Source organism: Methylobacterium amylolyticum (genome assembly GCF_030700245.1).
Taxonomy (GTDB): Bacteria; Pseudomonadota; Alphaproteobacteria; order Rhizobiales; family Beijerinckiaceae; genus Methylobacterium.
In genome coordinates, this window is the sequence record NZ_JAUYZI010000011.1 from 58884 (window position 1) to 85162 (window position 26279).

The following is a 26279-nucleotide window of genomic DNA, read 5'->3' on the forward strand; positions in this document are numbered from 1 at the left end:
GCCCGCCATGAAGAAGCCCATCGCGTTCTTCGTCCATCACCAGGGCCGCGGCCACGCCAACCGCACCATGGCGGTGGCGACGGAATTCGCCCGCGACCGGCCCGTCTCGATCCTCACGGCGGACCCGCGCCTGTTCGACGGCTTCGCCCGCGACGTCGAGATCGTGCCGCTGCCGAACATGATCGGCGCGGCCGTCCCGACCCCGCGGCTCTACGCCGAGCCGACGCCGCAGGTGATGCACTGCGTCCCCCTGGGGCTGACCGAGATGCGCCGGACCATGCGGCGCATCCTCGACCACCTCGACGAGCGCGAGGTCGGGCTGCTCGTCGTCGACGTGTCGGCGGAGGTCGCGCTCCTGGCCCGCATCGCCAGCGTGCCCGCGGTGCAGATCCGCATGCACGGCGACCGCTCCGATATCGGCCACGTCGGCGCCTACGAGGCCTGCGTGGGCATGCTCGCCCCGTTCGACGAGCGCCTGGAGCAGGACGAGTACCCGGCGCGCCTGCGCGCCAAGACCTTCTACAGCGGCGGCCTGTGCACCAACGTGGACCGCGTGCCGGCGCGCGCCGAGGCGCGGGCGCGGCTCGGCCTCGACCCCGAGCGCGAGATCGTCGTCGCGGTCACCGGCGGCGGCGGCAGCGGCACGCCCTACGCGCCGCTCACGGTCGCGGCCCGCGCCGCCCCGGACGCGCTCTGGCTCACCCTCGGGCCGACCCACCGCGAGGGCCACGAGACCGACTTCGCGAACCTGCGGGAGCTCGGCTGGGTCCCCTCGGTCACCGACCATCTCGCCGCGGCCGACATCGTCATCGCGTCGGCCGGCGACAACACGGTGCACGAGGTCGCCCGGGTCGGCGGCCGCCTGATCGTGATGCCCGAATGGCGCTACTTCGCCGAGCAGACCCGCAAGGCCGAGGCCCTGGTTCGCTTGGGCGCCGCCGTCCAGGTTCCGGCCTGGCCCGGCGACCTGGCGGGCTGGCGCGACCTCCTCGCCCGCGCCCGCGCCCTCGACGGGACCGCCCTGCGCGGCCTCTACGCCCCGGACGCCGCCGCGCGCGCTGCGGGCTGGCTCGAAGACCTGACCGACGCGCTCTGGTCCGGCGCGTCGGCGGAGCCCGGTGCGGAGCCGGCCGCGCCGCGCGTCGCCGCGGGCTGAGCCCGCTCCGCCCCCGCCTCACACCCACCGGAGTCCGAGCCGCGCATGTCCACCGTTTCCGTCGTGACCCTGGCGAAGGGCCGGCCGGCGCATCTGCGCAACGTGCTGCTCGGCCTGGAACGCCAGACCCGGCCGCCCGCCGAGTTCATCGTCGCGGTGATGCAGGACGCGCCCTACGACCTGCCGGAGGCGCGCTTCCCGATCCGCCAGATCCCGGTGACGGGCCGCGAGTTGCCGCTCGCGGCCGCCCGCAACCGCGGCGTGGCGGCGGCGGGCGGGGACGCCGTCGTCTTCCTCGACGTCGACTGCATCCCGGCGCCCGGTCTCGTCGCCGACTACGCCCGCGGGCTCGCCGAACTCGACGGCCTGCTGATGGGCGAGGTGCTGCACCTGCCCGAGCGCGCCACGGCCGGATCGTGGGACTACGCGGACCTCGACGCGGTCGCGGAGCGTCACTCGGACCGGCGCGGCCCGCCCGCCGCCGGCATCGAGATCTGCCGGGACTACCGCTGCTTCTGGTCGCTGAACTTCGCGATCCGGCGCGCCACCTTCGCGGCGACCGGCGGCTTCGACGAGCGCTACACCGGCTACGGCGGCGAGGACACGGATTTCGGCAAGCTCCTCGACGCGCGCGGCATCCCGATCGCCTGGATGACCGGCGCGCGCGCCTATCACCAGTACCACCCGCACCACATGCCCCCGGTCCACCACCTCGACAGCGTGGTGCGCAACGCCGAGCTGTTCGAGGCCAAGTGGGGCTACCGCACCATGGGCCACTGGCTCTACGCGTTCCGCGTCATGGGGCTGATCGACGACACGCCCGACCGGCCGATCCGGATCCTGCGCCGCCCCGATGCCGCGGATCTGGCGCTCACCGGCCAGCAGGGCCACCAGCCCTACACCAACGCGGCCTCGGTCATCCGGGCCATCGAGGCCCGACGGACGGAGAGCGCCGAGGGGCAGGCCGGCGAGCCCGCGCCGCTGACGGCATGAGGATCGCGCTCCTCGCCCATCTCCGCCACCCGATCGCGCCGCCCTTCGCGGGCGGCCTGGAAGCCTATACGTGGCACCTCGCCGACGGCCTGACGGCGCGCGGCCACGAGGTCGTGCTGTTCGCCTCCGGCGACAGCGACCCGCGCTTCGCCCTCGACCCCGTGATCCCGGTCCATCAGGAGCGCCGCTTTCCCGGGCTGGAGCATCGCGGCGATCCGGGGCTCACCGCGCATCTCGACGCGGGCTACGCCGCCGCCTGCGACCGGATCGCCGCCGGGGGCTTCGACATCCTGCACAACAACGGCCTGAGCCGCCTGCCGCTGGAGACGCGGCGCTCGGCGGCAACGCCCACCGTCACGTCGCTGCACGTGCCGCCCTACGACGCGCTGCGCTGGTTCGTGCGCGCCAGCGCGGTGCCGGGGCACCGGATCACCGCGACCTCGCGGGCGCTGTTGCGGGCGTGGTGGCCGGACGGCGCCCCGCCCGAGGCGTCGGTGCTCCACAACGGCATCGATCCCGCCGCGTGGCCCTTCGCAGCGCGCGGGGACGGCAGCGCCGTCTGGTGCGCCCGGATCGCCGCCGTGAAGGGCGCGCATCACGCGATCGCGGCGGCGATCCGGGCCGGCCTTCCCCTGACCCTGTTCGGGCCGATCGAGGAGCCCGAATACTGGGCCGCGCGGATCGCCCCGAACCTCGGCGGCGCGATCCGCTACGGTGGCCATCTCGCCGGCCCGGCGCTGGCGGCGGAGGTCGGCCGCGCCTCCGTGTTCCTGTTCACGCCGTGCTGGGACGAGCCGTTCGGGCTGGCGGCGGTCGAGGCGATGGCCTGCGGCGTGCCGGTCGCCGGGTTCGCCGCGGGCGCCGCCGCGGAGATCGTCGGCGAGGCCGGCCGCCTCGTCCGGGTCGGGGACGAGGCGGCGCTGGCCGCGGCCATCGCCGACGCCCTCGCCCTTCCGCGCGCGGTCCCGCATGCGCGGGTGCTGCGCCTGTTCACCCGCGACCTGTGGCTCGACCGCTGCGAGGCGCTCTACGCGCGGGCCCGCTCCGGGGAACCCGCGGCCGCGCGCCTCGGCTGAAGCCGGCCGCCGAACCCGGATCCGCGCCGCCCGGCGCGACCTTGCGAACGAAGCGAGACATGACCCGACAGGACCTCATCGCCGTTCTGTGGCACGGACGCGACCCGTTCGCGGATCCCCCGGCGGACCTGCGGCCCCTCGACCTCCAGGGTTGGCGCAGCCAGCATCCCTACCTCGACGAGGCGGTCGCCGACCTCCGCCCCGGCGTGGTCGTCGAGATCGGCACCTGGAAGGGGGCGAGCGCGCTCCACCTCGCCCGCACCATGGCCGCGCTGGGCGTCGCCGGCACGGTGATCGCCGTCGATACGTGGCTCGGGGCCGTCGATCACTGGGCGGACCCGGCGCTGTTCGCGGAACTCGCCACCGAGCACGGCTTCCCCAGCCTCTACCGCACCTTCCTGGCCAACGTCGTGCGCGCGGGCATGGCCGACCGGGTGGTGCCGCTGCCGCTCGACTCGGTCAATGCCGCCGAACTCCTGCGGCTGCGCGGCGTGAGCGCCGACGTCATCCACCTCGATGCCGGGCACGAGGAAGCGTCCGTGGCGGCGGACCTGCGCGCGTGGTGGCCGGTCCTGCGGCCCGGAGGCCTCCTCATCGCCGACGACTACGACCGTCTCGGCGGCCGCTTCCCGGGCGTGACCCGGGCGGTCGACGCGTTCTGCGCCGAGGCCGGCCTTCGGGGGCCGTGGTCGCTGCGGGGCAAGTGCAAGATCCTCAAGCCGGATTAGAAGCACGCCCGATCGCGACGCGCACGGTTTACGACAGTTCGGCGTCTGCGTCGGCCGATCCCACCACCCCCCTCATCCTGAGGCGGCGGAGCGAAGCGGAGGCCTCGAAGGAGACCTCCAGCCGGCCGCGCGATCCCTGGAGGTCTCCTTCGAGGCCCGCTGGCGCGGGCACCTCAGGATGAGGTGGAGGGTCGGAAACGCTCCTCGGCTCGCAGCGTCGTGTACCGTGGGCAACGCGATCGGGACCGGCGGCCGCCGCGGACGATCAGGACCAGGTTCTGGCGAGCCGCGAGATCTTGCCGAGCGCCTGCTTGTAGTGCGCGGGCATCCGCTCGACCGCGAGATGAATGCCGCGATGCGTGACGCCGACGATGCGCGCCTCGAAGCGTCCGATCAGGGTCGCATCGATGTCGAGCGTGCGGCCGATCGTCAGATCCAGACGCTGCGACGCGGAGAGGAGGAGGCCGCCCGCGCTGACGTCGAGGACGGCCGCGCGATGCGTGCGCGCGTCGCAGATGATCTTCGCCGACAGCGTCACGGGATAACGCGTCGATCTGCGGCGCTCTGTCGTGCCGTCCATACCAGCCGCCGTCCCGGGTGGGCGAGGACGTCCATACGCGTCAAATTCGCTCTCACCGGGACAATCGCAAGTTACGGTAAAGTCGGGGTTAACTTCCGCGCGCCACAGTCCGGCCCGGGCGACGGTGCCGTCGCACGCGCTCCGATTGGTATGCCGATGGCCCTCTTCCCCCCTCGTCCCCCTGCGGGCGAGCCATGCCGATGACCGCCGACGACGGCGGAGGGGCGCCCCCGGCGGCCGCCGATCCCTGCCGCGAGATCGTCGATGCCATCGACGGCCTGATCCTCCGGCTCGATCCGGACGGACGCGTGACCTTCGTCTCCCGCGGAGGACTGGGACTGCTGGGCCCCGCCGCCGACGCGCTCGCCGGCCGCTCCCTGCGGGAGACCGTCCACGCGGACGACCGGCCCGCCCTCGATGCGGCGGTGGGCCGGATCGGGCCGCCGGACGAGATCGTGATCCGTCTCCGGCATGCGGACGGGCGATGGCGCGCCGTCGCGGCGTGCGTGCGGCACCTGCCCGGCACGCGCGACCGGGTCGTCACGGTGCGCGGCACGCCCCAGGATCGCGCCCCCCACGACCGCGCGCTCCATGACCGCGCGCCGCACGCGCATCCGCGGATGACGGGCGACCATTACCGGGCCCTGGTCGATACCCTGCCGCAGTTGGTGTGGATGGAGCGGGCCGACACGGGCGAGACCATCTACGTCAACCAGGCGTTCACCACCTATTGCGGCCCGGTCCCGACCCACGAGGCCGCCCGCGCGGACCTGTTCCATCCCGCCGACGCCGAGGCGGTCGCGGGCGCCTACGCGCAGGCGCGCGCGGACGGCACGTCCGCCGAGATCCAGGGCCGGCTCCGCAACGCGGCGGGCGCCTACCGGTGGCATCGGCTGGTGTTCCGGCCGCTGCTCAAGGGCGGCGCGCTGATCGGCTGGCTCGGCTCCGCCCTGGACATCGACGAGATCGTGGCGTCCCGCCAGATGCTGCTGGAGGCCGGCGAACTCCTGCGGATCGCCCAGGAGGCCGCCGGCACCGGGTTGTTCGACGTCGATGTCGCGGCCGGCGACGTGATCCTCGCGCCCGAGAGCGCCCACCTTCACGGCCTGCCTCCGGACCGGCCCGCGGTGCTGCGGCTGTCCGACTGGATGCGGTGCGTCGCGCCCGCGGACCGCGCGCCGACGCTGCGGGCGGTGCGCGCCGCGATCACCGAGGATCGGACGTTCGACGTCGCGTTCCGCGTTCCCGTCCCGGACGGGCGCGACCGCTGGATCCAGGCGATCGGGCGACGGGTTCAGGGGCGGCCGGACGCACCGGCGCGGCTCGCCGGGCTGATCCTCGACATCACCGCGCGCAAGGACGGCGAGGCGGCGCTGGTCGCGGCCAAGGCGGACGCGGAGGCCGCGCGCGCCGAGGCCGAGCGGGCCAACGCCGCCAAGACGAACTTCCTGTCGGCCATGAGCCACGAGATCCGCACGCCGCTCAACGCCATGATCGGCTTCGCCAGCCTGCTCGCCGGTTCCCCGCGGCTGGCGGACGATCTCCAGCGCTACGCCGACCTCGCCCGCGTCGCGGGCGAGAGCCTGCGCACCGTCGTGGACGACATCCTCGACTTCGCATCGGTCGAGGCGGGGGTCGTGAGCCTGCGGCCCGAGCCGTTCGCGGTGCGCGCCGTCGTCGACGACTGCCTCGGCATCGTCGGCGCCTCGGCCGCCGCCAAGGGCCTCGGGGCGACCGCCCTGATCGACGCGGCGGTGCCGGACACCCTCGTCGGCGATCCCGGACGGCTGCGGCAGATCCTGCTCAACCTCCTCAACAACGCGGTGAAGTTCACGCAGGCCGGCAGCGTCACGGTCAGGCTGTGCCACGAGGGGCGCACGCCCTGGGGCGAACGCGTCTGCGTGAGCGTCATCGACACCGGCATCGGCATCCCCGCCGATCGTCAGCCCCGGCTGTTCCAGCGCTTCTCGCAGGCCGACGACACGGTCCGCTCGACCTACGGCGGCACGGGGCTCGGGCTCGCGATCTGCCGCCAGCTCGTCGAGCGCATGGGCGGCACGATCGGCGTCACCTCGCAGGCCGGCGGCGGCGCCACCTTCTGGTTCACGCTCACCCTGCCGCGCGCGGCAGGCGCGCCGGACGGCCCGGCCGCCGCGCCGTCGACCGCCCCGCCGGCCGGGCGGAGGGGCCGGATCCTGCTGGTCGAGGACATCGAGATCAACCGGGAGCTCGCCTGCGTCGTGCTGAGAGGCGCGGGCCACACGGTGGACGTCGCCGCCGACGGCATCGAGGCTGTCCGTGCCGTCGAGGCGGGGGCCTACGACCTCGTCCTGATGGACGTGCAGATGCCCCGGATGGACGGCATGGTGGCCACGCGGCTGATCCGCTGCCTTCCGGGCCCGTCCGCCGGGGTCCCGGTGATCGCGATGACCGCCAACGTGCTGCCGGACCAACTGGCGGCGTTCCGGGAGGCCGGGATGGACGACCATTTCGGCAAGCCGTTCCAGCCGCACGAACTCGGCGCGGCCGTGGAGCGCTGGCTCCGCACGGACGCGGGCGCCGCGCCGCCGGCCGCCGGACACGATGCCGGGGTGGGGACGGTCACGATCGACCGGGAGCGCTACGAGGAGAACCTCGCGACCCTCGGCCCCAGGACACTGGAGCAACTGCTGACGCATTTCCACGTCCGCATCCGGGATCCGTTCCCCGGAACCGGCGCGACCGCGGAGGGGCGCGACGCGCTCCGCCGGGAGGCGCACGCGCTGGCGGCCGCCGCCGGCCTCCTCGGCTTCGCGCCCCTGAGCCGCGCCTGCGCGGCGCTCGAGCGCGCGACGGACGACGGGGACTTCCTCGAACGCGTGGCGAGCGCCCGCGGTCTCGCCGCGCAGGCCGCCGCCGAGACGCTGGCGCTCCTGGCCGAGGGGGCACCGCCCGCCGCCCGCGCACTGGGGGAACGCCGGTGACTGCGGATGCCCCGCCCGCAGGTCCGGTCGCGGTCCTGGCGGACGACGACGAGTTCTTCCGCCTCGCGATGGCGAGCCTGCTCACGCGCCAGCTCGGATTCGGCCGCGTGGTCGAGACCGGGAGCCTGGACGAGGCGCTCGGCGCGCTGTCCGGGATCCCGGGCGCGACGCTGGCCCTGTTCGACCTGCGCATGCCCGGCATGGCCGGGGCGGGCTCGATCGCGGGCGTGCGCGCGTGCTTCCCCGCGGTCAAGACCGTGGTCCTGTCGGGTTCGACCGAGCGCGCGGACGTGCTGGATGCGCTGGCGGCCGGCGGACACGGCTACGTGCCGAAGACGCTGGGCGCCTCGGAGGTGGTGCGGGCGCTCGCCGCGATCCTCGACGGGTCGATCTACGTCCCGCCCTTCATGGCGCAGCCGGCGCCCGCCCAGGCCGCGGCGCCGGTCGCCCTGACGCCGCGGCAGCGGGACGTGCTGGGCCTGATCGTCGCCGGGCGCTCCAACAAGGAGATCGCGCGCGCCCTCGGCCTGGGCGAGGGCACCGTGAAGGTGCACGTCGCCGGGCTCCTGCGCGCGCTCGGGGTCGCCAACCGGTCCGCCGCGGCGGCGATCGGCGCGACGGTGCTCGCGGACGACCTAGGCCGATCGGCCTAGCTCGCATGCGCTGTCCACAGGGCCGGGGCCGCGCCGGACCCGGTCCGGGCGCGGGGAGACGGGCCCGTTCGGAGACCGCCGCGGAGGGCGGCGCCCGGCGCCCGCCGCCCCGGGACGGCGGTCCGGCCGCCGCCCGGCGGCCTAGCCCGTCTGCGCGTTGCATTGCGCGGATCGCGGCAAGGTCCGATTAAGGCTGCGCGCCGGATCCTGCGCCCGTCACGCAGGTCTCGTCGCGTATCAAGATGCCCCGCACGCTCATCGGCCTCGCCGCGGTTCTCACGGCGCAAGGATGCCCGGCCGCCCTGGCGGCGGACTGGTACACCGGCGCGGCGCCGCCTGCGGACGCCTGGATCGTGGCGGTGGACGCCTCCGCCACGGTCGGCTCGCAGGGCTCGCAGTTCGCCAGCGCCAGCCTCACCGCGGCGCCTGCGGCCGACCTCAACACCAGCGGCGTGCGCCTGCGGGTCGACGGCCTGCTCGGGTCCTACCGGGCGGAGCGCCCCGGAGCCCCGCGCTCCATCGGCGAGCAGGCGGATCTCGCCGGCATGATCGGCTACGCGCTGGTCGGCGACAGCAGCGTGCTGTCGGGCTTCGTCGGCCTCAACGTGCGCCGCGACGAGACCTCGCACTTCGACCCGAGCGTGTCGGCCGCCCGCACCGAGGTCGGCGTGAAGACGGCGCTGGACTTCTATGCCCGCCCGACGGCCCTGACGATGGTCCACGCCACGGGCTCCTACGCGACGACCTTCAACGCCTATTACGGCCGGCTGCGGTTCGGCTTCGCGAGCTTCGCCGGAGGCTACCTCGGCCCGGAGCTCACCGCGCTGGGCGACGACAATTACCGGCAGTGGCGGGCCGGCGCGCACCTGTCGGGGATGCAGTTCGGCGCCCTCCAGTTCGGCGTCTCGGCGGGCTACGTCCACGACCACGTCCGAAAGGGCGGGGTCTACACCACGCTCGATCTGCGGACGGGTTTCTGAGATGGCCGCCGCGCCAGCCTCCGAAGCCGTCCCGCGGGCGGCCGCGACGCCGCGTCGGCGCGCCGGTCGCGCGGCGCTCGGCCTGATCTGGGCGTGCTGGACCGCCTGCGCCCTGCTCGCCCTGGGCTTCCTGGCCCAGCCGCTGAGCACGTCGGCGCAGCTCGCGCTCTGCGGCACCGCCGGCGCCGGCATGCTGGTCCTGTGGCTCCTGTTCCCGCACCGCGGCCTGCCGCGGATGGCCTTCCTGGCGCTCGGGAGCCTCGTGGTGATCCGCTACGTCTACTGGCGGTTCACGGGAACGCTGCCGAGCCTCGACGACCCGGTCGGCTTCGCGCTCGGCCTCGTGCTGGCGATGGCCGAACTCTACTGCGTGCTGATCCTCACCGTCAGCCTGATCGTCAGCGCCGACCCGCTGACGCGCGCCGCCGCCCCGGCGCTGCCGGAGGCGGACCTGCCGACGGTCGACGTCTTCATCCCGAGCTACAACGAATCCGCCGAGATCCTCAGCCTGACGGTCGCGGCCGCCAGGAACCTCGACTACCCGGCCGACCGCGTCACGGTCTGGCTCCTCGACGACGGCGGCACGGACCAGAAATGCGCCGACCCCGATCCGGCCAGGGCCGCCGCCGCCCGGGCCCGCCGCGCCGAGCTCCAGGCCCTGTGCGCTCAGCTCGGCGCGCGCTACCTCACCCGGGCGCGCAACGAGCACGCCAAGGCCGGCAACCTCAACAACGGTCTGAAGGCGTCGCGCGCCGAGATCGTCCTCGTGCTCGACGCCGACCACGCGCCGTTCCGCCCGTTCCTGCGCGAGACGGTCGGCCTGTTCTCGACCGACCCCAAGCTGTTCCTCGTGCAGACGCCGCACGTGTTCCTGAACCCGGATCCGGTCGAGCGGAACCTGCGCACCTTCGCGCGGATGCCCTCCGAGAACGAGATGTTCTACGGCGTCACCCAGGCCGGCCTCGACAAGTGGAACGGCTCGTTCTTCTGCGGCTCGGCCGCGCTCCTGCGCCGCGCGGCGCTGGACGAGGTCGGCGGGTTCTCCGGCATCACCATCACCGAGGATTGCGAGACCGCCTTCGAACTGCACGCGCGCGGCTGGTCGAGCGCCTACATCGACCAGCCGCTCATCGCCGGGCTCCAGCCCGGGACGTTCGCGGACTTCATCGGCCAGCGCACCCGCTGGTGCCAGGGCATGTTCCAGATCATGCTCCTGAAGAACCCGCTGCTGAAGCGCGGTCTCAGGCCGATCCAGCGGCTCTGTTACCTCTCCAGCATGACCTTCTGGTTCTTCCCGCTGCCGCGCCTGATGTTCATGCTCGCGCCGTTGCTGCACATCTTCTTCGATGTGAAGATCTTCGTTTCCTCCATCGACGAGGCGCTGGCCTTCACGGCGACCTACATCGTCGCCAACATGATGATGCAGAACTACCTGTACGGCCGCGTGCGCTGGCCCTGGATCTCGGAACTCTACGAGTACGTGCAGGGCGTCTACCTCGCCAAGGCGATCGCCTCCGTGCTGGTCTCGCCGCGCAAACCCAAGTTCAACGTCACCGACAAGGGCGTGAGCCTGGATCGCGACCACCTCTCGCCCCTGGCGTGGCCGTACTTCGCGATCTTCGGCGCGCTGGCCGCCGGCTGCGCCACCGCGGCGTGGCGTTACCTGTTCGAGCCCGGCGTCACCGGCCTGATGCTGATCGTCGGCCTGTGGTGCCTGTTCAACCTCGTCATCGCAGGCGCCGCGCTGGGCGTCGTGGCCGAGCGCCGTCAGACCGAGCGCTGCCCGAGCCTGCCGGTCAGGCGGGACGGCGTGGCCTCCGTCGGCGGCGAGAGCTTCGCGGTCGTCGTCGAGCGTTCGGCCGCCGACGGATGCAGCCTGCGCCGCGCCGACGGTTCCGCGTGGCCCGTCTCGGTGGCCGCCGGCTCGGCCGGCGCGCTGTCGATCCCGGGCGGCACCTTCGCGCCCCTGGCGTTCCGGATGCGGGCCGACGCCGCGGGCGACACCCGCGACGTCGCGTTCGAGCTGCCCCATCCGGCCGCCTACCGCGGGCTGGCCGAGCTCATGTACGGCGACGCGGCCCCGCTGCGGGCGTTCCTCGACGGGCGGCGGCGGCACAAGGATCTGCTGTCGGGCAGCCTGCGCCTCCTCGCCTGGGGGATCACCGAGCCGGTCCGCGCCCTCGCTTACGTCGCGCGCGGCCTGCACCGGTCCGGCGCGGAGACGGTGATCGAGGCCGCGCCGGCCGCGACCATCGCGCGCGCGGCAGCCGCCCCGTCGGCCTTGGTCGCGGTCTCGACCGGCCGGGCTCCGGCCCTCGCCGCGCCCGCGGGCAGGGTCGCCGCCAACGTCCCGGCGCCCGCCGCCGACGAGCCGGTAGCGCGGACCATCGCGCCGGCTGTCCTACCGGGCCTTCGGGACGCGATGCCGCGGCCGGCCCGGTCCGAGGCTCCCGAGGACCCGACGCGCCTGCCCCTGACCCGGGCCGCCTGGGCGGACGCCGTCGCCGCGCTCGCCGCGGCGGAGCAGGCTGCCGACCGCGATCGCCTGGATCCGGCGACGTGGCTCGCCGGGATCATGGCGCTCGCCGGCTCCGAGCACGCCGAGCCGGCCCGGCTCGACCTCGTGCGCGGCCCCGATTTCAGGGCGTTCGCCCGCGGCGCGGCCGAGTCCGGCCTCGACCGATCCGCCGCCTGAGGGATCCCGATGCGCAACCGCCTCAGACCGGCGCTCACCGCCGGATTCCTCGCCTGCGTCGCGGGGGACGCCCTCTGCGCCGCCGACGCCCTGGCGCAGACCTTCTCGGGGCTCGGGCCCGCGCCGGTGTTCGTGCTTCCGCAGCCGGGCGCACGGGCACCGCTGCCGGAGGTCGCCGCGGTTCCGGCCGCGGCCCGCTCGGCGCCCGTCCAGGACCGCGGCCCCAGGCTGCGGCGCCTGCCCGCGGGTGCCGCCCCCCTGCGCCTCTGGGGCGAGAACGGCTCCCTCACCTTCGCCTTCTACGCCACGGAGGCCGAAGCGCGGGCCGGCGGACGCTTCCAGGTCGGCTATCTCGCCGCCGTCTCGATCCTGCCCGAGGCCTCGCGCCTCAGCGTCGGCCTCAACGGCGCGACCCTCGGCGGCGCGCCGATCGACGGGGTGCGGGGCGCGCGCACGGTCGGCTTCGACGTCCCCCCGGGGGCGCTCGTCCGGGGCTACAACCGCATCGACCTGGCGGTCGCCCAGCGCCACCGCGTCGACTGCTCGGTGGCCGCGACCTACGAGCTCTGGACGCAGATCGACGCCGACACGACGGGCCTGCTGTCGGGCGCCGAGGAGCCCGCCGACCCGGCCGACCTGCCCGCGATTCGCGGCGGCTTCGACGGCGCCGTGCCGGTCCGCCTGATCCAGACCGGCGAGCGCCTGAGCGAGCGCGGCGTCGAGCGCATCCTCGGGGCGCTCCAGTCCGCCGTGCTCGTCGGGCGCTTCGCGCAGCCCGCCGCCGATTTCGGCCCCACGGCCGAGGCCGGCGACGGGCTCGCCCTCGCGGTCGGCAGCGCGGCCGACCTGACGGGGCACGTCGATCCGGCGGAACTCGGCCCGATCACCGGACCCCGCCTCGCCCTCCTGCCGCGCACGGCCGAGCACCGGCCGGTGCTGGTCGTAACCGGCCGGGACGATGCGGAGGTGGCGGCCGCGCTCGCCGACCTCGCGCGGCTCCGGGCGGCCGAGCCGGTCGGCGCGCCCGCCGGGCTGCGGGCGCTGGCCGACGCGCGCGGCCGCCGGGTCGAGGGCGGGGAGACGATCACGCTGGCCGATCTGGGCCTGGCCGACGCGCACGTCGCGGCGCGCACGCACCGCATCGCCCTGGACCTCGACCTGCCGCACGACTTCCTGCCGGCCGACTACGACCGGATCGTCCTCGACGTCGACGCCGCCTATCCGGCGGGCCTCGTCCAGGGGGCGCAGATCGTCGTCGAGATCAACGGGCGCAACGCCGCGAGCGCCCCGCTCGGCCGGCCCGGCGGCGAGGCGATGAACCGGCGCTCGATCTTCCTGCCGCTCGGCCTGCTCCGCCCCGGCCTCAATCGCATCGCGATCCAGGCCGAGCTGCCCCGCGCCGACGACCGCGCCTGCGCGTCCGAGGCGGGCACGCCGACCGAGCGCCTGCATCTCGCCGCGACGACCCGCCTGACCATCCCGCCGCTCGCCCGCATCGGGCGCCAACCCGAGATCGCCGCCACCGTCGCCGCGGCCGTCCCCTACGCCGCGAGTGCCCGGCGGCCGACCCTCGTCGTCCCGTCGCCCGACCGCGACACCATGGCGGCCGCCGCGACGCTGGCCGCCAAGCTCGGGCTCGCCGCCGGCCGGCCGATCCCCTTCGCCTTCGCGGCCGGCCGCACCGTCTTCGCGAGCGCCGGCGTCGCCGGATCAGGCCTCGCGGGACCGAGCCTCGTGGTCTCGGCGGCCAAGCCCCTGGACGCGGCCACGCTCGCGGCGGCCCACATCGATCCGCAGGCCCTGCACGACGCCTGGGCCTCCCGCGAGCCGGGTGCGGCGCCGCGCGACGGCGGCCCGGCCCAGCGCCGCCGCATCCTGCGCAAGGACGGCATCGCCGCCTGCCGGGGCCGCAACCTCGCCGGGGCGGAGCCCGTCGCCGAGGCGGACAAGGCCGGCGGCGGGCCGACCCTGAAGGCGGCCTCGGCCGTCATCGCGCAGGGCGTGACCGGCCCGGGCCGGGACGACCTCCTCACCCTGGTGACGGCCCCGAGCGCGGCGGCCTTGCGCGAGGCCGTCGACTGCCTCGCCGACCCGCGGGTCTGGCGGCGGCCGGCGGGGCGGCTGGCGGCGCTCTCGTCCGTCGACGGGACGGTTGCCGTCGAGGCGGAGAACGCCCCGCGCTACATCGCCACGGCGCCGCCCGCGCCCGGCAACCTCCGCCGGATCGCCGCGGGCTGGCTCTCCCTGCACGCCGGTCTCTACGGCCTGTTCGGCCTGCTGGTGGCCGGGGGCCTCGCCGGCTCGACGCAGGTCCTGGTGCGCAATCTCGGACGGAAACCGCAATGACCCTGCTCGGACCCGTCCTCGCGATCCTGGCCGGGATCGCGATCCTGCTGACGCCGGCCGCCGCCCAACCGTCCCGCGCGCCGGCCGCCCCGCCCCTCGTCGGCGCGCTCGACGACCCCGCGGCGTGGACCGCCTACAAGACCCGCTTCGTGACCGAGCAGGGCCGCGTCGTCGATACCGGCAACGGCGGCATCAGCCACAGCGAAGGCCAGGGCTACGGCATGCTGCTCGCCGTGGCGGCCAACGACCGCCCGGTCTTCGAGCGGATCTGGACCTGGACGCGCGCCAACCTGATGGTCCGCGACGACCAGCTCCTCGCGTGGCGCTGGGAGCCGGACAAGCGCCCGGGCGTCGCCGACATGAACGACGCCTCCGACGGCGACCTCCTCGTCGCCTGGGCGCTGGCCGAGGCCGCCGACGCCTGGCACGACCCCTCGCACCGCGTCGCGGGCCGCCGCATCGCGGTGGAACTCGGGCGCAAGCTGATCCTGCCCAAGGCCGCCCACGGACCGGTCTTCCTGCCCGCGGTGCGGGGCTTCTCCGCCGAGGATCGCCCGGACGGGCCGGTGGTCAACCTGTCCTACTGGATCTTCCCCGCCTTCGAACGGGTGCCGCTCCTCGCGCCGGAATTCGACTGGGCGGGCCTGAGCCGCAACGGGCGCCGCCTGATCGCGCAGGCCCGCTTCGGCGCGGGCCGGCTGCCGGTGGAGTGGGTCTCGCTCGCGGAGCCCGCGCCGAGGCCGGCCGACGGCTTCCCGGCCGAGTTCGGCTACAACGCCCTGCGCATCCCGCTCTACCTCGCGATGGCGGGCATCCGCGACGCGGACCTCTACGCGCCGTTCCTCGCCCTCTGGCGGCAGCCCGGCGCCGGCCTCACGCTGGTCGACACCGGCACCGGGCGCGAGACCGCCCGGCTGTCCGAGACCGGGTACGGCACGATCCCCGCGCTGGCAGCGTGCGCGCAGGGCGGCACCGCCTTCCCCGCCGCCCTGACCCGGGCGCGGCCCGAGAGCGACAACTACTACCCGGCGACCCTCCATCTGCTGGCGCTGGCGTCCCTGCGTTCGAGGCACCCCGCATGCGCGCCGCGCTGACCGCCTCCGTCGCGCTCGTCGCGCTCGGTACGATCGCCTGCGCCGCCGAGCCCGGCACGCGCCCCGACGAGACGGCGCTGCGCTACTACGCGAGCCAGAACCAGAGGGAGCGGGTCGAGGCGGAGGCCGCCCGCCTGCGAACGCGCTTCCCGGGCTGGACTCCGCCCGCCGACCTCTGGACCGCGCAGGCCGGCGGCGAGGACGAGGACGCGTTCTGGGACCTGCTCGCGGCCCGACGCGACGCGGACCTGCGGGCGGCGCTCGCCGCGCGGGCCGCGGCCGAGCCGGGCTGGAAGCCGTCCCCGGCGCTCGGCCAGGCGCTGGACGCGAACGCGCTGCGCGAGGCCTGCCTGCCCCTGATGAAGGCCGGGCGCTGGCCGGAGCTCGCCGACCTCGCCACCCGGCGGCGCGCCGCGTTCGAGGCGGCCGAGCCCGAGCTGGTCTGGGCCGCAGCGGAGGCGTTCGGCCGCACCGAGCGGCAGCCGGAGGCCTACGCGCTCCTGCACGCGGCCCTGTCGGGCGGGCGCTTCGGGCCGGAGGAGCGCCGGGTCAGCCTGCTGCGCGCCCTGCGTTTCCTGCCGATGGCCGACATCGACCGGCTCGCGGCCCTCGGGCCGGCGGCGGATCTCGACCCGATCCGGGTCGATCTCGCCCGCGGCCGGATCAGCGCCGTGCTGCACGACGAGGCCGGACAGTCGGTCTCGGCCGGCGACCGCGCGGCGTTCGAGGCCTACGCCGAGACGGCCCAGGATCCCGACCAGCCCGCGCTCGTCGCGTGGCTCGCCTTCAAGCAGCGCGAGCTGCCGGCCGCGCTCGCGTGGTTCAAGCGGGCGATGACCCGCGGCGGCGACGCGATGGTGGCCCACGGGCTCGCCCACACCCTGCGCCTCATGGGCTTCCGGCGCGACGCGGAGGAGGTGGCCTACGCGTGGCGCGAGCCGCTGGTGAACAACACGCTCCTGTTCATCGATCTCCTGGAGACCGACCTGACGAAGGAGATCCCGCCCGCGATCGAGCCCGAGCGGCTGAAGCGCTACGCCGAGGTGACCCTGGCCTCGGCCTCCGGCGAGGGCGCGCAGGCGCTGGGCTGGTACGCCTACAACGCCTGCCAGTTCGACGCGGCGCTGAGCTGGTTCCGCCGCGCGGTGGCGTGGTTTCCCAAGGAGGCGACGGTGTACGGCTACGCCTTGTCGCAGCGTCGGATGCACCAGGAGCGGGCGTTCCTCGAAACGGTGAACCGCTACGACGGGCTGTTCCCGAAGGTCGTGGACCTCCTGTTCAAGCCGGCGGAAGACCGCCCGATGCCGTGCGAGGCCGCGCCGCGCCGTCCCGCGGCGCCGGCCGCGGCGCCGTCCGGCTATCTCGACCTCGCGCCGCCGGGCGGGCAGGGGGGTTCGGGCAAGCGCGGGCGCGTGCCGCAGCCGGACGAGATCGCGTCCGGCCGCGTGGCCGCGATGCCGTCGATCCGGCGCAGCGATTTCCCCATCGCCGTCACCCCGGAGAACGACGTGCGTGCGGCGCCGACCGGCTCTCCGGTGCCCGAGCCGCGCTTCTCCGAGCGCCGACGCGGCTCGGCCCCGACCGTGGCCCGGCGCGTGCCGGGCGTGGGACCGATGCCCTACGAGCGCTACGGGTTCTCGCTGCTGCCGGCCTGGGACGGGACGGACGTCGCCCGCGCCCCGACCGCCGCCGAGGCGCCGGCACCGGCCGGGACGCTGTGGGCCGAGGAGCGCTCCGGCACCACCGCGTCCGCCCGCTCCCCCGCCGAGCCGATCACCGATCCGCGAGCGGGCGCGCCGACGACCACGGGCGCGATCACAGCGCAAGCTGTGCGTAACCAGACCGTGCGAGAGATCAACCCGTGACGCTCCCGACCCCGAACATCCTCGCTCTCGCCCTCGCGGGCCTCGCCCTGGGCGCCTGCACCGCGCGCGAATCCGCGCGGACATCCCCACTCGCGCCGCGCTACGCCAGCCTGGACGCGGCCTTCGACGGGGGCAGGCCCGCGGCGGTGCCCCCGGCTCGGGCCGCCACGCCGGTGGCGGTCCTGCCCGACTGGATCGGACGGCCGCTGCGCCTGCGCGAGCGCGACGAGCCCGACGCCTTCGAGCAGGTCGTGACGCTGCCCCCCGCGCCGCGGGGAGCGACCCGGGAGAATCTCGTCCTGCTGCGCATGTCCCGGACCGCGTCGGCCGCCCTCGGCCCGGCCGTGGACGGGATGATGCTCGGCGGGCGGCCGACCGAGGCCGGCATCCGGGCCGAGCTCGCCGCGGCCTTCCCCGACACGCCGATGCAGGTCGTCACCCGCTCCGCGGCGAACGCCTACGGCCCCTACGGCCTCGCCATCGGCCGCGCGCCGTCCGGTGCCCGCTGCCTCTACGCGTGGCAATGGATCGCGGACGCGCCGGTCCTCGACCCGGCGGACCGGGCCGCCGGGCCGCTGTCGCTGCGCGTGCGCCTCTGCCGCGACGACATGACCCTCGAGGCGATGGCCGCCGCCGTGAACCGGCTCACCCTGGTGCCGCGCTACGGCGGCACGCCGGTCGCCGACACCCGACCCGCGCAGCCCGCCTCCGCGACGCGGCGGCGCGGCCACGCGCACGCGGCGGCAGCGCGGCCACGGCAGCGAACCCGCGACGCGGAGCACGACGCCGCTCCCGCCCGCACCGCGGCCGTCGAGGCACCCGCCGCGGCGCAGTCGGGGGCGGGCCGCCGCTATCTCGGCGTCGCCGAGGCTCCGCTCCTCCGACCGGAAGCCGCCCGCGACGCGTCGTACGGCGCGGCCACCGCGCGGGGCTCCGCGGCCGGCCCGGCGCCCGCGCCGCAGACGGCCACCCTGTCCGCCGACCTGCCGCCCGAGGCCCTGCGCGGCCCGCCCCCGCGGCCGCCGGGCCGACCCTGAGGGTTCACCTGAGGATCACATGGGCGACGACATCCTCCTCGTCGAAGACGATCCCGGCTCGCAGGAGCTGATCCGCGCCCTGTGCGCAGCGCGCGGTTACGCCGTCGACGTGGCCGGGGACGGCTTCCTCGGGCTGCGCCTGCTGAGCGAGCGCCGCCACGGGATCGCGCTGATCGACTATCATCTGCCCGAGATGGACGGGTTCGCCCTTGCGCGGCTGATGCGCGAGATCGTCGGCGCGAAGGCCCGGTTGAAGCTCGTGGGCATCACCGCCGATCGGCACGGGCTCGCGTCGCGCCGGGGCGCGGACGCGCTGTTCGACGCGATCCTCGTCAAGCCGCTGGATCCGGCCCTTCTCTACGCGACGCTCGACCGATTGACCGGCCCGGAGGGATCCGCTCCGGCCGTCGAGCCGGCCGCGGCTGGACACGCGGCCGACACGCTCTGGCGCCGCCGCGGCCTCTCGGGACGGCCCCGCGCCGTGCTCTGCCCGGATCCCGGGCCGGAGGTCGCGGCGGCCGTGGGCGAGGCGTTCGAACTGGGCAGCGCGGAGACCGCCGACCTCATCCTGATCGCCGCACCCGAGGGGTTGGACGGGTTGCGGGCGCTGCGGACCGCCGGCCCGGGACGCTTCCTCCCCGCCATCGATCTGGACGGGCGCCTGCGCGGCGTCTGCGACGGCGCGTTCCGCGTCGACGATGCCGAGGCCTGGAACCGTCTGGCCGAACTCTGCCGCACCTTCGCCGCCCGCCGCGCGTCGATCCCGGCGGCGATCCGGGAATCCGACGATCCCGCCACCCGGCTGCTGACCTTCCTCCATGTCGGCGACCGGGCCCTCTCGCTCACCGCCTGTGCCGATCCCTCCGCGATGATGGCGGAGATGGGCTTGTCGCGCGCCGCGACGATGTCGGCCGTGCTCAGGCTCGCCGAGACCGGGCTGGCCGTCTGCGGTGCCTCGCCCGACGGCGTGAGCGTGCGCCTGACCGAGGCCGGGATCCGCGCCGCGACCGGCGCAGCGCGGGCCGCGCCCGATCCGGACCCGCGCGCCGCCCTCGAACGGCAGCCCTCACCCATCCCCGACCCTGCGCCGCGAACGGGTCTGGACGCCGCGCCGGATCGATCGCCGGACGATCCGATCGTCGATCACCGGCGGGTCGATGCCCTGCGAGACCTGATCGGCGAGGCCGAACTCGCGCGCCTGCGCGACGACCTTCTGACCCGCCTCGGCCAGGCGTTTCCGAGAGAAGCGCCGAGGACCAGCATCGCGCACGAGGCGCACGCCCTGATCGCCGCGGCCGGAAACCTGGGCTTCGCGCGCCTGTCGACGGCCTGCCGCGATCTCCAGACCGCCGTCTCGCAGGGCCGGGACGAGGCGGAGGCGCTGCTCCGGGCGAGAGGCGCCGTACAGGAGGTGCTCGACGCCGTCGCGGCGGTCGGATCGCGACCGCGCGCGCCGGTGCGCGCTCGACAGCCCGGCCATCATTCGGCCGCGTGACCGGCGGGACTCCCATCCGCGACGAGCCGGGGCGGCGGCAAGCTCCTCAAGCGCCGCACCGGCGGGCTGCCCGCGCGGAATCGCAGGCCGCCGCCTCCGATCTTTAATCCCGCTCGTCGCGTGCGCGATGTCACGTCACGCCGGGCTCACGGCTCCCATATCAAGGTCACGCAGGAGGAAATAGGCTGGAACACCCGGCCTGTACTGCGGAAAGGAGCCTGAACCAGACCATGAAGACCCGTATCGCCGCCGTCGTCACCGCTCTCGTCCTTGGCGTCGCTCCGATCTCGTCCGCCATGGCCTTCACCGGTCCCGCCTGGACGGGCTACGGCCCCTACGACGTCGAGACCACCGGCTCGTTCGACGCTCCCCTGGGGCTCTACGACCGCAACCCGGTCACCTGCCCGATGAGTTCGGCCGCCGAGGGCAACGCCCGCCAGCAGAACTTCCCGGTCCAGCAGTACGGCCAGACGGCGGGCGGCAACCGCTGCTGAGGCGAGCACCGTGAAGCTGAAAAGCCTCTCCTACGCGATGATCGCCGCCCTGGCGGTCGGTATCTCGGTCGCGGTGATCGGCTCCGCCAGCGTGCTGCTGGGGCCGTAACCGCCCACGCGATCCCTCGCCGGCCGGTGCCGCCGCCACCGCCGGCGGCCCGGGCCTGACCGGGCCGCTCTCCCAGCCCGTCGCGTTGCGGCCGCCGTCGACGCGACGATGCCGTTCAGGACGCGTCGGGTCCGCCGGAACCATCCATCCCCTCGAATCTCACACAGGAGCGCCCGTGTCCGTATCCAGCCGCCAGGAAGCCCGCCTCCTCAGCGCCGACGAAGCCGAACTCGTCGCCCGGTCGCACCATCCGACCCTGCGTGACGCCGACGACAAGGGCTTGGCCGATCTGGTGGCGCGCCTTCGCGAGCGGCGGGACCGCGCCCGCGACGTGTCGCGTCGCCAGCGGCGCGAGATCCGCGGCAAGGCCGCCCCGTCCGGCGCGCGGGCAGCCGCCGACGACACGGGCACGCGGCGGAAGGCGGCGGTGCTCGCGGCGGCCGTGAAACGGGTCAGCAAGGAGAGCGAGCGTCGCAGGGTCGCGCGGGTCCGGGGCAGCTTGGTCGGCCATGCGCGCCGGGCGCTCGCCCTGAAGCAGGGGGCCGGAGACCCGGCCGCCGGCCGGCCGGCCTCGCGCACGGCGCACGAGGGCATGCGCCCGATCCCGAACGAGACCCTGGCGCCGTCCGGAGCGACGGACAGCGAGGGCCAGGAAATCGCGATGCGTCGCGGCGGCGGCCCGCGCTAGGCCGCCGGTGCCCCCGCCGGTCGCGCGCGGCGGGTCGCTCTGGGCGAGCACGTTGGGAAGAAAGTCGATCGGGCTTGGCCGTCCGGTCGTCGGCGCGACGTCGGACCTCACGAACGGCGGGTGCGGCGAGGACGTGTCCCGTGTGGCGAGGATGCGTTCCGATAGCCGCGGATCCCATCAGTGATACGGCTATACCAGAAATAACGACGTCGGTTCGGGAACCCGATTGCGCGCAACCCGTTCCTCGCCCGCTGCCGCACCGGCAGCCGAGATCGGCGAGGAGACGGGCGGACCGTGACGGCGGGTGTCGACAGGCATGAGCTGAGGCAGATCATCGCCGGCCTGAGCGAGGGCGTGATCCTGGTCGAGCCCGACCAGACGATCACCTACGCCAACGCGGCCGCTCTGGCGATGCACGGGGCCGCCAGTCTGGACGAGATCGGGTCCACGGTCGATGCGTACCGCGCGCGCTTCGCCCTGCGCTATCGCAACAATCACGCCCTCGAGAGCTATCCGATCGAGCGGGTCGCCGCCGGGGAGACCGTCAACGACGTCGTCGTCGAGGTGCGGCGGACGGACGATCCCGACAGCACGTTCGTCCACTCGCTGCGCAGCCTCGTCGCCACCGACCGGGACGGGCGCCCGAGCTGCCTCGCCCTGGTGCTCAGGGACGTCTCCGCTCGGTTCGAGGCCGAGGAGCGCTTCGAGAAGACCTTCAACGCCAACCCGGCGCCCGCCGTCATCACGCGGCTCGCCGACCTGCGCCACGTCAAGGTCAATGCCGGCTTCCTGGAGATGACCGGCCACACCCGCGAGGCCGTGATCGGCCGCAGCGTCTACGAGGTCGACGTGCTGGCGGGCGCCCGCGACCGCGATCTCGCGGTCTCCCGCCTGCACGGGGGCGGCACCATCCCGCAGATGGAGGCCTGCCTCGACCTGCCGGACGGGGGCAGCCGCTTCGTCATCGTCGCGGGCCAGCCGATCGAGATGGGCGATGAGCCCTGCATGCTGTTCACCTTCGCCGACCTCGAACTGCGCAAGAAGGCGGAGGCCGCCCTGCGCCAGAGCGAGGAGCGCTTCGCCCGGGCGTTCCGGATGACACCGGTGCCGACCGTGCTGGCGCGGGCGGAGAATCTCCAGGTCACGGGCATCAACGCGGCCTTCACCCGGGTCTTCGGCCTGGGCGAGGACGGGATCGTCGGGCGCACGCTCGCCGAGGCGGGCCTGTGGGTGACCGAAGCCCAGCGCGCGTCCTTCGAGGCGGCGCTGGGCCGGCACGGCTGCGTGCCCGGCGTCGAGGTCTGCCTGCGGCACGAGAGCGGGGCGAACCTCGACTGCCTCGTCTCGGCCGAGCGCGTGAGCCTCGACGAGGCGGGGCTCGTGCTGCTGGTGCTTCAGGACATCACCGCGCGCAAGCACACCGAGCGGGAGCTGTTCGACGCCATCGAGACGGTGATGGCCGACACCTCCTGGTTCAGCCGCGGCTTGATCGAGAAGCTCGCCGGTCTGCGCCGGCCGGGCCGCGAGGGGGCGAACGGCTCGGTGCCCGACCTGACGGTGCGCGAGCGCCAGATCCTCAACCTGATCTGCTCGGGCCTGGAGGACGACGCCATCGCACGCAAGCTCGGCCTGTCGCGCAACACGGTGCGCAACCACGGGGCCGCGCTCTACCGCAAGCTCGGGCTGCACAAGCGCGCGGAGGTGATCCTCTGGGGACGCGAGAACGGCTTTCCGGCGCGGGCTGCCGGTAGTTGAGACCCGATCTACCGGTACATTCGTACCATTGAACAGGTTCGCAGAGGGCACATCTGCGGGTCGGCCCGAGGGCTTGCCACGTCCGGCGCGGCGTCCGGGACCGAGGCGTGCCGGATCGAGGAAGGGACACCGACATCCGCCGGGCCTCGCGAGGGCCCGGCGAAGAACGCCGTCGGCAGGCACCGGGATGAGGCCCGGGCCGGAGCCGAGGGCCGGAGGCGCGGAACCGGATCACGGAGGGTGACCGGGCCGCGCGACCGACGCCGATCGGCGCAGCCTCCGGGGGCGCCGTCTCACCCACCACACGACACGGAGACCGACATGATCGACACCGACAGGATCACCGGCGCGGCCAGGGAGCTGGGCGGCAAGGTGCAGGGCGCGGTCGGCGACCTCACCGGCTCGAAGAGCGACTCGGTCGAGGGCCGCGTCCGCGAGGCCGTGGGGCAGGCCGAGAACCTCTACGGTCACGCCAAGGACGCGGCCCGGCACGCGGCCGACGAGGCCTACGAGGTGGCCGAGGACGCCTACGACCAGGGACGCCGCTACCTGCGGGAGGGCCACGAGCGCTCCATCGAGTGGCCCCACGCCTCGCTGCTGGTGGCGGGCCTCGTGGGCTTCGGCCTCGGCCTGCTCGTCAACGCCCGCCGCCGCTGAACCGGCGCTCATCCTCTCGACGACCGAACCACTCGGAGTACACGCGTGACCACCATCCAGACCGCCGCACCGCTGGCGACCGAGGCGCATGCCGACACGCGCGCCGTCCTACTCAACCAAGTCTCCTGGGGCGCCATCTTCGCCGGTGCCGTCACCGCCCTGGTGGCGCAGGTCGTCCTGAACCTCGTCGGCGTGGGCGTCGGGCTGTCCTCGGTCGGCGCCAACGCCGCCGACAACCCGGCCGCCTCGACCCTGTCGCTCGGCGCGGGGCTGTGGTTCGTGATCTCGGGGCTCGTCGCCTCGCTGGTCGGCGGCCTCATCGCGGGCCGGCTCTCGGGCAAGACGCTGCCGGGCGCGGCCGGCCTGCACGGGCTGGTCTCCTGGGCGGTGACCACGCTCGTCGTGCTCTACCTGCTCACCTCCGCGGTCGGCGGCCTCGTCGGCGGCACCCTGGGCACCGTCGCGGGCGCGCTCGGCGGCGCGGGCAACCTCGTCGGCGGCACGGTGCAGACCGCGGCCCAGGCCGCCGCGCCCTCGCTGTCGAAGATCTCGAACCCGCTCGACGGCATCGAGCAGAAGGTCCGCGAGCAGGCCGCCGGCCAGGACCCGCAGGCCGCCCGCGACGCGGCGGTGGCGGCGGTCAAGGCCGTGCTGACCGGCGATGCCGCCCAGAAGCAGCAGGCCGAAGCCCGCGCGGCGGACGCGCTCGCCAAGGCGCAGGGCATCCCCGCCGATCAGGCCCGCCAGCAGGTGCAGGACTACGAGAAGCAGTACGAGCAGGCGGTCGCCACCGCCAAGCAGAAGGCCGAGGCCGCCGCCGTGACGGCGAAGTCGGCCGCGACCCAGGGCGCGTTCTACGCCGCCCTGGCGCTGGTCCTCGGCGCGCTCGCCGCCTTCCTCGGCGGCCGCTTCGGCGCCCCCAAGCCTGCGACCCTGATCGGTGCCTACGAGGATCGCCGCTTCTGAATTCCGCCGATCGGCCCCGCCCGCGGGCGGGGCCGCCCACCGACCGGCCGAGCCGGTCCCCACAACCCTGAGAAGGAGAGCACGCGATGAGCAGCACCACCGACAAGATCAAGGGCCTGGCGAACGAGGCCGCGGGCAACGTCAAGCAGGGCGTCGGCAAGGCCACCGGCAACGACCGGCTCGTGGCCGAGGGCAAGGCGCAGGAGCTGAAGGGCGAGGCGCAGAAGACGGTCGGCGACGTCAAGGACGGCGCCAAGACCATCGCCGACAAGATCACCGGCAAGCGCTGAGCGTGGCGGGGTGGCACCGGTCGGACCGGTGCCACCCGAGCCCGGACGCGGCGCGGGCGTTTCCCATCGCTGCTGCGCTCGGCGAAGGGCCGGCCGCCGACGGCGGGGCACCCCGGAGGCCGCGCACGGGTCCCGCGGCGACCGCTTGGAGGATCGCGGCACAGCGCCGATGGTAGCGCCGTGCACACGATCAGGAGATCCGATGGTCCGGTCCCTTCTCGCAGCGGCGACGCTCGTCCTTCTCGAAGCCGCCCCCGCCCTGGCCCAGCAGTTCACCCTCCCGCCGGGCTACAGCAACAGCGTCGCCAATTCCGGCATCCCCGGCATCGAGAACGGGCACGTCTTCCTGTACAACGCGCCGCCCGCCTGGGATCCGGCGCAGACGCTGCGGGTCGAGCGCCGGATCGGCACCGGCTCCGGCAATCCCGGCTGGACCTACAACGCGCTCTACGCCACCTGCACGACCAACGCGCAGAACAAGGGCTACGAGTGGTGCGGCACCTTCGAGAGCCACAACACCGCTCATCTCTCAACGGGCGCGCAGAACGTCGCCCTGAACGCCACGATGTGGCGCGACCCGACCGACACGGGCGAGCCGACATCTCCCTCCTGGGCCGGCAACTTCAACTGCGTCGACACGGTGGGCAAGCCCGATCCCGTCTCGGCCTGCGTCGGGGCGGAGATCAACGTCGGCGGCGCGGTCGGCACCGATGCGAACCGCCAGCGGGTCGCCGTGCACGCCGCGGTCGGCGGCCAGCCGGGCAGCCACGTGGGTTACGGCTACATGGTCTCCGGCACGCCGGGCGTCACGGTCGACCGGGCATTCTCGACGGCGAACGTGGGTGCGCTGTTCGGCATCGGTCTCGACCTCGCAGGCGGGGTGTTCTCAGGCGCCGCCGTCCTGCTCGCGCCGGGCCAGTCCCTCGCCCTCGACGGCACGCCCGACGGCGGCTTCGGGCGGTTCCTGTTCTACCGGGACGGGGCGCTGACCTACATGACGCCGGGGGGCGCGATGCTGCGGCTCGGCGACGACGGCGCCGTCCGTCTCGGCCGGGTGATCGAGGAGGTCCCGCACGTCCCGGCCTCGGCCACCGCCCCGTGCACCGCGGGCGAGCGCGCCTGGGACGAGCGGTTCGAGTATCGCTGCGTCGCGCCGAACCGGTGGAAGCGCGCAGCCCTGAGCGATTGGTAGGGCTCTCGCGCGGCGCGTGCTGCGGCGATCCTCAGCGCAGGTGACCGGCGGCGCGCAGCGCGCGCTCCACGGACACGGTCACCCCGGCCAGCGGGTCGTCGTTGGCCGATGCGATCGGCGCGACCGGCGGCATCTCGGCGACGTGCCGGCTGAAGAAGGCGTGCGCGTCGGCCGCGTGCTTGGCGTCCCGGCGCGCGCCGGCATCGGTCTGCATCCGCGCTGTGGCGGCGCGCAATCAGCTCAACATCCGCGTCTCCTGGCCACATCCCCAACCTTGGCCGTAAACCGGCCGCGGCCGGGCAAGTTCCCGGCCAGACTCGACGGGGACCGCGCTCGCGAGCCGCCTCGACGACCGATGTCGATCAGACGTGACGGCCGTCGTGGGCGCGCGTTCGAGCCGCGCTCGCTTGCCATCCCGCCCGAACCGAAACGCCGGGCGTCGGACCCGACTTCCAGCCCATGGCCGC

Annotated in this window: 22 protein-coding genes; 20 read left to right on the forward strand and 2 right to left on the reverse strand. The window is 74.7% G+C overall.

Going from position 1 to position 26279, the window contains the following annotated elements; translation table 11 throughout:
• The first annotated feature begins 7 nt into the window (after positions 1-7).
• The 4 genes from Q8W71_RS10270 to Q8W71_RS10285 are packed head-to-tail and all read left to right on the forward strand — an operon-like array spanning position 8 to position 3953.
• Positions 8-1156: a glycosyltransferase gene (locus Q8W71_RS10270; protein ID WP_305525263.1), complete on the forward strand. Its 1149-nt coding sequence runs from the start codon at positions 8-10 to the stop codon at positions 1154-1156.
• 45 nt (positions 1157-1201) lie between these two features.
• Complete coding sequence (locus Q8W71_RS10275) at positions 1202-2149, forward strand: glycosyltransferase family 2 protein (RefSeq protein WP_305525264.1); 948 nt, start codon at positions 1202-1204, stop codon at positions 2147-2149.
• Positions 2146-3225, forward strand: coding sequence for a glycosyltransferase (locus Q8W71_RS10280; protein WP_305525265.1), 1080 nt, complete (start codon positions 2146-2148; stop codon positions 3223-3225). The genes Q8W71_RS10275 and Q8W71_RS10280 overlap by 4 nt, the downstream gene beginning before the upstream one ends.
• Positions 3226-3284: 59 nt before the next feature.
• Positions 3285-3953, forward strand: coding sequence for a class I SAM-dependent methyltransferase (locus tag Q8W71_RS10285; protein ID WP_305525266.1), 669 nt, complete (start codon positions 3285-3287; stop codon positions 3951-3953).
• Between the two features lie 265 nt (positions 3954-4218).
• On the opposite strand, the gene Q8W71_RS10290 is transcribed toward Q8W71_RS10285, so the two are convergent.
• Positions 4219-4533 carry a PilZ domain-containing protein gene (locus Q8W71_RS10290; protein WP_305525267.1) on the reverse strand — a complete coding sequence of 105 codons (315 nt, stop codon included), beginning with the start codon at positions 4531-4533 and terminating at the stop codon, positions 4219-4221.
• 200 nt (positions 4534-4733) lie between these two features.
• Between Q8W71_RS10290 and Q8W71_RS10295 the strand changes: the two genes are divergently transcribed.
• The 16 genes from Q8W71_RS10295 (at position 4734) to Q8W71_RS10370 (ending at position 25812) form a co-directional block, all read left to right on the forward strand.
• A complete protein-coding gene (locus Q8W71_RS10295) occupies positions 4734-7496 on the forward strand; it encodes an ATP-binding protein (RefSeq protein ID WP_305525268.1) in 2763 nt (920 codons plus the stop codon).
• Positions 7493-8149, forward strand: a complete 657-nt coding sequence (locus Q8W71_RS10300) for a LuxR C-terminal-related transcriptional regulator (protein ID WP_305525269.1) — start codon at positions 7493-7495, stop codon at positions 8147-8149. The genes Q8W71_RS10295 and Q8W71_RS10300 overlap by 4 nt, the downstream gene beginning before the upstream one ends.
• A 242-nt stretch (positions 8150-8391) precedes the next feature.
• Positions 8392-9129 (forward strand): cellulose biosynthesis protein BcsS, encoded by a 738-nt coding sequence (gene bcsS, locus Q8W71_RS10305; RefSeq protein WP_305525270.1) that lies wholly within the window; start codon positions 8392-8394, stop codon positions 9127-9129.
• Between the two features lies 1 nt (position 9130).
• Entirely contained in the window at positions 9131-11824 is a 2694-nt protein-coding gene (gene bcsA, locus Q8W71_RS10310) for a UDP-forming cellulose synthase catalytic subunit (RefSeq protein WP_305525271.1), read from the forward strand.
• Positions 11825-11833: 9 nt separating this feature from the next.
• The gene (locus tag Q8W71_RS10315) at positions 11834-14170 is read left to right on the forward strand and encodes a cellulose biosynthesis cyclic di-GMP-binding regulatory protein BcsB (RefSeq protein WP_305525272.1); all 2337 of its coding nucleotides are present in this window, start codon (positions 11834-11836) and stop codon (positions 14168-14170) included.
• Positions 14167-15264, forward strand: coding sequence for a glycosyl hydrolase family 8 (locus tag Q8W71_RS10320; RefSeq protein ID WP_305525273.1), 1098 nt, complete (start codon positions 14167-14169; stop codon positions 15262-15264). Before Q8W71_RS10315 ends, Q8W71_RS10320 begins: the two co-directional genes overlap by 4 nt.
• The gene (locus Q8W71_RS10325; RefSeq protein WP_305525274.1) at positions 15249-17129 is read left to right on the forward strand and encodes a hypothetical protein; all 1881 of its coding nucleotides are present in this window, start codon (positions 15249-15251) and stop codon (positions 17127-17129) included. Before Q8W71_RS10320 ends, Q8W71_RS10325 begins: the two co-directional genes overlap by 16 nt.
• Entirely contained in the window at positions 17126-18166 is a 1041-nt protein-coding gene (bcsN, locus tag Q8W71_RS10330) for a cellulose biosynthesis protein BcsN (protein WP_305525275.1), read from the forward strand. Before Q8W71_RS10325 ends, bcsN begins: the two co-directional genes overlap by 4 nt.
• Before the next feature lie 19 nt (positions 18167-18185).
• Positions 18186-19661: a response regulator gene (locus Q8W71_RS10335; RefSeq protein ID WP_305525276.1), complete on the forward strand. Its 1476-nt coding sequence runs from the start codon at positions 18186-18188 to the stop codon at positions 19659-19661.
• 230 nt (positions 19662-19891) lie between these two features.
• Complete coding sequence (locus Q8W71_RS10340) at positions 19892-20155, forward strand: hypothetical protein (RefSeq protein ID WP_305524144.1); 264 nt, start codon at positions 19892-19894, stop codon at positions 20153-20155.
• 284 nt (positions 20156-20439) lie between these two features.
• Positions 20440-20952: a hypothetical protein gene (locus tag Q8W71_RS10345; protein ID WP_305525277.1), complete on the forward strand. Its 513-nt coding sequence runs from the start codon at positions 20440-20442 to the stop codon at positions 20950-20952.
• A 294-nt stretch (positions 20953-21246) separates the two neighbouring features.
• Positions 21247-22707 (forward strand): helix-turn-helix transcriptional regulator, encoded by a 1461-nt coding sequence (locus Q8W71_RS10350; protein ID WP_305525278.1) that lies wholly within the window; start codon positions 21247-21249, stop codon positions 22705-22707.
• 321 nt (positions 22708-23028) lie between these two features.
• On the forward strand, positions 23029-23364 hold the full coding sequence (locus Q8W71_RS10355; RefSeq protein ID WP_305525279.1) for a CsbD family protein: 336 nt from the start codon (positions 23029-23031) through the stop codon (positions 23362-23364).
• Positions 23365-23409: 45 nt separating this feature from the next.
• Positions 23410-24330, forward strand: a complete 921-nt coding sequence (locus Q8W71_RS10360) for a PhnA-like protein (RefSeq protein WP_305525280.1) — start codon at positions 23410-23412, stop codon at positions 24328-24330.
• Between the two features lie 86 nt (positions 24331-24416).
• Positions 24417-24620 carry a CsbD family protein gene (locus Q8W71_RS10365; RefSeq protein WP_305525281.1) on the forward strand — a complete coding sequence of 68 codons (204 nt, stop codon included), beginning with the start codon at positions 24417-24419 and terminating at the stop codon, positions 24618-24620.
• A 202-nt stretch (positions 24621-24822) separates the two neighbouring features.
• Positions 24823-25812 carry a hypothetical protein gene (locus Q8W71_RS10370; RefSeq protein WP_305525282.1) on the forward strand — a complete coding sequence of 330 codons (990 nt, stop codon included), beginning with the start codon at positions 24823-24825 and terminating at the stop codon, positions 25810-25812.
• Between the two features lie 31 nt (positions 25813-25843).
• Here the strand turns inward: Q8W71_RS10370 and Q8W71_RS10375 are convergent, their stop codons facing one another.
• Positions 25844-26047: a hypothetical protein gene (locus tag Q8W71_RS10375; RefSeq protein ID WP_305525283.1), complete on the reverse strand. Its 204-nt coding sequence runs from the start codon at positions 26045-26047 to the stop codon at positions 25844-25846.
• Between the last annotated feature and the right edge of the window lie 232 nt (positions 26048-26279).

Bases quoted from the DNA above. Each gene is read 5' to 3' on its own strand.
- Q8W71_RS10270 (WP_305525263.1), top strand. From the start codon at position 8: ATGAAGAAGCCCATCGCGTTCTTCGTCCATCACCAGGGCCGCGGCCAC.
- Q8W71_RS10275 (WP_305525264.1), top strand. From the start codon at position 1,202: ATGTCCACCGTTTCCGTCGTGACCCTGGCGAAGGGCCGGCCGGCGCAT.
- Q8W71_RS10280 (WP_305525265.1), top strand. From the start codon at position 2,146: ATGAGGATCGCGCTCCTCGCCCATCTCCGCCACCCGATCGCGCCGCCC.
- Q8W71_RS10285 (WP_305525266.1), top strand. From the start codon at position 3,285: ATGACCCGACAGGACCTCATCGCCGTTCTGTGGCACGGACGCGACCCG.
- Q8W71_RS10290 (WP_305525267.1), bottom strand. From the start codon at position 4,533: ATGGACGGCACGACAGAGCGCCGCAGATCGACGCGTTATCCCGTGACG.
- Q8W71_RS10295 (WP_305525268.1), top strand. From the start codon at position 4,734: ATGACCGCCGACGACGGCGGAGGGGCGCCCCCGGCGGCCGCCGATCCC.
- bcsS (WP_305525270.1), top strand. From the start codon at position 8,392: ATGCCCCGCACGCTCATCGGCCTCGCCGCGGTTCTCACGGCGCAAGGA.
- bcsA (WP_305525271.1), top strand. From the start codon at position 9,131: ATGGCCGCCGCGCCAGCCTCCGAAGCCGTCCCGCGGGCGGCCGCGACG.
- Q8W71_RS10315 (WP_305525272.1), top strand. From the start codon at position 11,834: ATGCGCAACCGCCTCAGACCGGCGCTCACCGCCGGATTCCTCGCCTGC.
- Q8W71_RS10320 (WP_305525273.1), top strand. From the start codon at position 14,167: ATGACCCTGCTCGGACCCGTCCTCGCGATCCTGGCCGGGATCGCGATC.
- Q8W71_RS10325 (WP_305525274.1), top strand. From the start codon at position 15,249: ATGCGCGCCGCGCTGACCGCCTCCGTCGCGCTCGTCGCGCTCGGTACG.
- Q8W71_RS10335 (WP_305525276.1), top strand. From the start codon at position 18,186: ATGGGCGACGACATCCTCCTCGTCGAAGACGATCCCGGCTCGCAGGAG.
- Q8W71_RS10340 (WP_305524144.1), top strand. From the start codon at position 19,892: ATGAAGACCCGTATCGCCGCCGTCGTCACCGCTCTCGTCCTTGGCGTC.
- Q8W71_RS10355 (WP_305525279.1), top strand. From the start codon at position 23,029: ATGATCGACACCGACAGGATCACCGGCGCGGCCAGGGAGCTGGGCGGC.
- Q8W71_RS10365 (WP_305525281.1), top strand. From the start codon at position 24,417: ATGAGCAGCACCACCGACAAGATCAAGGGCCTGGCGAACGAGGCCGCG.
- Q8W71_RS10370 (WP_305525282.1), top strand. From the start codon at position 24,823: ATGGTCCGGTCCCTTCTCGCAGCGGCGACGCTCGTCCTTCTCGAAGCC.